5 protein-coding genes and 1 pseudogene are annotated in these 4,943 nt (G+C 69.4%); 2 read left to right on the forward strand and 4 right to left on the reverse strand.

Annotated features, from left to right (window positions below):
- Window positions 1-37 precede the first annotated feature (37 nt).
- The gene (locus tag ACWEN3_RS41410; protein ID WP_452982383.1) at window positions 38-925 is read left to right on the forward strand and encodes an LLM class flavin-dependent oxidoreductase; all 888 of its coding nucleotides are present in this window, start codon (window positions 38-40) and stop codon (window positions 923-925) included.
- Window positions 926-1,018: 93 nt separating this feature from the next.
- On the opposite strand, the gene ACWEN3_RS41415 is transcribed toward ACWEN3_RS41410, so the two are convergent.
- Entirely contained in the window at window positions 1,019-1,591 is a 573-nt protein-coding gene (locus ACWEN3_RS41415; protein WP_452982372.1) for a HutD/Ves family protein, read from the reverse strand.
- Between the two features lie 415 nt (window positions 1,592-2,006).
- On the opposite strand from ACWEN3_RS41415, the gene ACWEN3_RS41420 reads away from it, so the two are divergent.
- Window positions 2,007-3,083, forward strand: a complete 1,077-nt coding sequence (locus ACWEN3_RS41420; protein WP_452982374.1) for a fatty acid desaturase family protein — start codon at window positions 2,007-2,009, stop codon at window positions 3,081-3,083.
- A 298-nt stretch (window positions 3,084-3,381) separates the two neighbouring features.
- Here the strand turns inward: ACWEN3_RS41420 and ACWEN3_RS41425 are convergent, their stop codons facing one another.
- The 3 genes and pseudogenes from ACWEN3_RS41425 to ACWEN3_RS41435 form a co-directional block, all read right to left on the reverse strand.
- Window positions 3,382-3,915, reverse strand: coding sequence for a CbrC family protein (locus ACWEN3_RS41425; protein ID WP_452982377.1), 534 nt, complete (start codon window positions 3,913-3,915; stop codon window positions 3,382-3,384).
- Window positions 3,916-4,255: 340 nt separating this feature from the next.
- Window positions 4,256-4,456, reverse strand: a pseudogene (locus ACWEN3_RS41430) (transposase); the annotation flags it as partial.
- A 136-nt stretch (window positions 4,457-4,592) separates the two neighbouring features.
- A partial coding sequence (locus ACWEN3_RS41435; protein ID WP_452982380.1) for a helix-turn-helix domain-containing protein occupies window positions 4,593-4,943 on the reverse strand: 351 nt, incomplete at its 5' end.

A 4,943-nucleotide genomic window follows, 5' to 3' on the forward strand; every position in this document is an offset into this window, starting at 1 on the left:
GGACCTGAGCGGGTTGAGATTCCCGTTCTTCTTGAGTTTGGCGAAGAAGGCGAGGCCTGGCTGGACGTCCGCGAACGACATCCCCAACTTCGGTGACTTCGCGGACCCCCGTAACGTCGCGACTGCGGCGGCCGCCGCCGAAGAGGCCGGCTGGGACGGGCTCTTCGTCTGGGACCATGTACTGCACCGACAACACCAAGGGCGTCCCTTCGGAGACCCCTGGATGTTGTTGACCGCGGCCGCGCTGGCGACCTCCCGGATCCGACTGGGCACCCTGCTGACGCCCGTCCCTCGTTACCGGCCGCAGCAACTCGCCCGCCAAGTGGCCACCTTGGACCACCTCAGCCATGGCCGGGTGATCTTCGCCGCCGGCCTGGGCGGCCCGGTCGAGGACGAGTACCGCAGTTTCGGCGACGCCGCCGACTCACGCCACCTCGCTGAGCGCCTGGACGAGGGCCTGGAGCTGTTGAGGCGATTCTGGTCCGGCGAGTCGGTGAACCACCAGGGCCGACACTACGACGTCCGGGACGTGACGCTGCTGCCTGCCACCGTGCAGCGGCCCCGTCCGCCAGTGTGGATCGGCGGATTCTGGCCGCACCGCCGACCCATGCGGCGGGCAGCGCGGTGGGATGGCGCGGTACCGCTCTTCGAAACGGCACGGCATGGGTGTGTACCGGATGTGGCCGAGGTGCGGGAACTGGTCGAATATGTGCTCAAGTACCGAGAGACCGGGACCGAGCATCCCTTCGAGTTCGTGCTCGGCGGTGCAACGCCCCCGGACGCGGCCAGGGCCAGGGACGTGATCGGTCCACTGCACGACGCCGGCGCCACATGGTGGGATGAGCGACAGGTCCAGACCGGCCCGGACCTGGACCGCCTGCCGCCAGTACTGCGCCGCATCGAGGCGGGGCCGCCCACGGTCTGATCAGCCGTTCGAAGGTGTCCCGGGCTTGTCGGTGGGGGCTCTTGGGCGGCTTGTCGGGACGGCAGCTGGGGCGGGGCAACCGGGCCCGCGGGGTCAGCCTGAGCCGCGGTCCCCGACAGTGACCAGTGCGAGGACCCCGTCCACGTCGATGCCGTCGGCGTCCCCCTCGACGAGCAGTGCGGCATCCAGACGGTCGAGGTGGATCGTCTCCCGCCCGAGGGCGGCCGACCCTTGAAGGACCACTGCGAGCACGCGCGTTCCGGCTTCCGGCCGTACCGCGACGCGATCGCGCACGATCCGGACCCGCGCCGCCGCATCGGCGCGCCGCACCATGACGTTGAAATCGACGATCGGGCCGCCGAGCAACTCGCACTTCGTGTCGGAGTCACCGGAGAAGGTGAACGGCTCGAACGGGGCGGCCATCACATGCGGGACACCGTCGACCGTCAGGGACATGCCGGGGCCATCGACCACCGTGATGATCCTATCCACGCCCTCGAAGACCGAGAACGGTCCGCTCTTCGCGACATCGGCAATGCTGACACGCCAGACGAAATCGCCGGTTCCCGCCCCCTCGGGGTGGGCGGCCACCTCGGAGGTGACACCTCCGCCGTTCTTCCACGGCGCGGGTGTTCTCTCCTGCGCCCGCAGAACCTGCAGTGCCATGTACTTTCCTTCCCCGACGGGACGGCCGCGGAGCCCGTTCCTCCCGGCTCGGCGGCGGACAAGACGAGAGGACCTGGCGGGGTCGGGCTGCGAACCCGGACCGTGAGGCCCTCGGCACTGCACTGTACGCGACGCGCTCCAGGCCTCGTAGAAGCCGGAACGTCCGGTGTGCCGTCGGGAGGCCCTTGTCGATGTCGTGGTTGGTGTGCTCGACCTCGATGAGGCGCGCAGCGCAATGCCGACGAGAAGCGGTCCGGCGATGGAAGGAAAGGGCGGTGGGGGGAGCCCGGGCAGGGGGCCTGGGCCGCCGTCGGAGCCGGGGGATAACCCCCGGTGTCGCTGGGGGAATGCCTCGTACGCGGAGGGTGGCTGGCAGGCTTCTTCAGGTCGTGGGGCCGACAGGAGACTTTGGCGCATGACGACTTCACCAGATGTCTCTGTGACGCCTCAGCCTGTTCCTGCTCTCGCAAAGGGGTCCGGTGCCGACATTGGTAGCGACTTCGCAAGGCTCTCCCAGCGGATAACCGCGGCCGGCCTGATGCGTCGGCGTCCCGGTTACTACGCAGCACGCATCGGCCTGGTGGTCGCCATGTACGCGGCAGGGTGGGGAGCCTTCTTCGTTCTGGGTGACACCTGGGGACAGCTGGCCGTGGCTGCTTTCCTGGCCTTCGTGTTCGGGCAGGTCGCCCTGCTCGCGCACGACCTGGCCCACCGGCAGGTGTTCCGGAGGCGCCGGCCCAGCGAAATCATGGGCAGGCTGTTCGGGAATCTGGGCGTGGGCATGAGCTACGGCTGGTGGATGAACAAGCACACGCGTCACCACGCCAACCCCAATCACGAGGACCTGGACCCCGATGTCGCCCCGGACATCCTGGTGTGGTCCGCCGATCAGGCGCGGGCCAGCCGTGGTGTGGCGCGTCTGATCGGTGGCCACCAGGCCCTGCTGTTCTTCCCGTTGCTGACCCTGGAAGGCTTCAACCTGCACGTCGCGAGCCTGCGGGCGCTGCGTTCGCCGAACATGAGGAAGCGAACGCTTGAGGGGGCTCTGCTCCTGCTGCACATCGCGGGTGTGCTGTCCGCCTTGTTCCTGGTCCTCTCGCCGGGCAGGGCGCTGGCGTTTCTGGCGCTGAACCAGTGCCTGTTCGGTGTGTATCTCGGCTGCACCTTCGCACCGAACCACAAGGGTATGCCCACCTTCACCGGTGACGAGCGGCCTGACTTCCTGCAGCGCCAGGTCCTCACCTCCCGCAACGTGCGGGGCGGCTTGTTCACCGACGTGATGCTCGGCGGTCTCAACTACCAGATCGAGCACCACCGGTTCCCGAGCATGCCCACGCCCCATCTACGCCGCGCCCGGGTGGTCGTGCGGCAGTACTGCGCCGAGATCGGGGTGCCGTACCACGAGACCGGTCTGATCCGCTCCTACCGTGAGGCCCTGACCCACCTGCACCGGGTGGGAGAGCCGATCAGGCGGCAGAGCAGGGCACGCTGACCCCTCGGGCCGAGGGGTCAGGAACTTCGTCGCGCGTACCCGGTTACGGCAGGTGCGGGTGATCGAGTCCCGTCGGGTTCCCGCCGCTGCACCGCCTGCCGGATGTCCACCATCCCGCTGCGTTCCCGGGCACCGGCTTTCGTGCCCGGCCGGGACCAGGGCCGGCCGCCGGCCGTGCTTCCCGAGCGCGCCGTCAGGACGGGTGGCAGGCACCAGCGGCATCCGTACGAGCCCGGTGCCCCCGTTCCGTGCCCCGTGCCGGGGCCGGTTGCCGCGGACTCGTCAACGCAGGCGGTCTTCAGGGTGCGTCGCTGTAGGCGAGGTGGGCGTCGCAGACGGTGCAGCGGAAGAGCATGACGGTGGTTCCGTCGCCCGGGTGGGTCGGGAAGTGCTCGGGGCGGTCCTCGTCGGGCCGGCCGTCGATGTGCATGTCGGCCCGCAGCTGATCGAGGGCTTCGGGATGTGCCTGCAGTTCGGTGTATCCGACTTCGCCCAGGAAGGCGGCTGCGTCCTGGCAGTGGACGAGCCAGTGCGGGTCCTGCCAGGCGCGGAATCCAGGGGTGCGCCGGGTGACCTCGTGCACGACGTCCTCGCTGACACCGTCGAGCCCGTAGGAGTCGGCGAATTCGCCCGCGAAGCGTTCGGCCGCACTCCCGTCTGCGATGCACCACGGGCAGAAACGTCCGCTGACCTCTTGGGCCGTGTAGAAGGTGGCCGTGTAGATCCAGCCCGTGCTGCGGTTGCAGCAGGCGCACGTCTCGGCCGCCGCGCGGATGGACCCACTCGCCAGGGGGCCCGGGTGATAGCGGAAGAAGGGCAGGCCGGCGCTCATCGCCGCTTCCCGATCTGCGCCCCGTTGGCCGTGCCTGTTGATCCCACGGAGGGCAGTCTGTCCGCAAGAACGTCCGCGATCAAGAGGCGACGTTGGACCTGGAAGCGCCGCGCGTGCTCGCGTCCTCTTGCGGTGTCATCCCGGCAGGGGGCCGCACTCTGGCCCAGGCGGGCCGGTCCCGTCTGCCAGCCTGGCTCGCAATCCCTTCAGAGCTGCGCCCGGCGAAGGGTGTTGGCGGAGCCAGTGCTGGAGTTCGCGGTGGCGGTATTCGTATTGGTAGGCGGGTCCGCTCCAGCGCATGTGCCCTGCGGTGACGGCCCAGACCAGGAACAGGCCGAGCCGGAACGGCAGACGGGGTCTTCTTCCGATGTCGCTCAGGGAACGCGGCGAAGGCGGTCAGGTCGTCCTTCGCGTCCAGCAGCATCTCCATGACCATGGGGAACTGCTTGCCGAGCATGTCGGCGACGGTGTCCAGCTGAGTGGGGACCGCGTCGGCGGTGGGCTGGACGAAGATCGTGCGGAGGCTCGCGGCGACCATCTCAAAGTCCCTCGCTGTTCGCCGGCCAGCACCGCGACGTCCATCACGACGAGGTCCGCGCCTGCGTCATCGTGCCCGCAATCGCCCGGCGGTGTGCGCGGCGCGGTGGACGACCCGTTCACCTGCGGGGCCGTACCGGTCACAGGTCGAGCGGGAGAGCGGTGAGCTCGGCGCGTGAGCTGACGCCCAACTTGGAGTAGCAGTTCCGCAAGTGAAACTCGACGGTGCGTGAACTGACGAACAGCTGCGCGGCCACGTCCCTGTTTGACAGGCCCTGCCGGACCAGGGCGGCGACCTGGCACTCCTGCGGGGTCAGCTCGGTGGCGGTGGTGTCGCGGCGACGGGCGGTCTCCCCGGAGGCGCGCAGTTGCTGCGCGGCCCGCTCTGCCCAGGGGGTGGCGCCGAGGTCCTCGAAGAGCGCCAGCGCGATGCGCAGGTGCTCGCGGGCGTCGACCCGGCGGCGGGAGCGCCGCAGGTGCTCGCCGAAGGC

The organism is Streptomyces sp. NPDC004561 (genome assembly GCF_053602155.1).

Excerpts from the sequence above, each read along its gene's own strand:
- ACWEN3_RS41415 (WP_452982372.1), bottom strand. The coding sequence starts at position 1,591 with ATGGCACTGCAGGTTCTGCGGGCGCAGGAGAGAACACCCGCGCCGTGG.
- ACWEN3_RS41420 (WP_452982374.1), top strand. The coding sequence starts at position 2,007 with ATGACGACTTCACCAGATGTCTCTGTGACGCCTCAGCCTGTTCCTGCT.
- ACWEN3_RS41425 (WP_452982377.1), bottom strand. The coding sequence starts at position 3,915 with ATGAGCGCCGGCCTGCCCTTCTTCCGCTATCACCCGGGCCCCCTGGCG.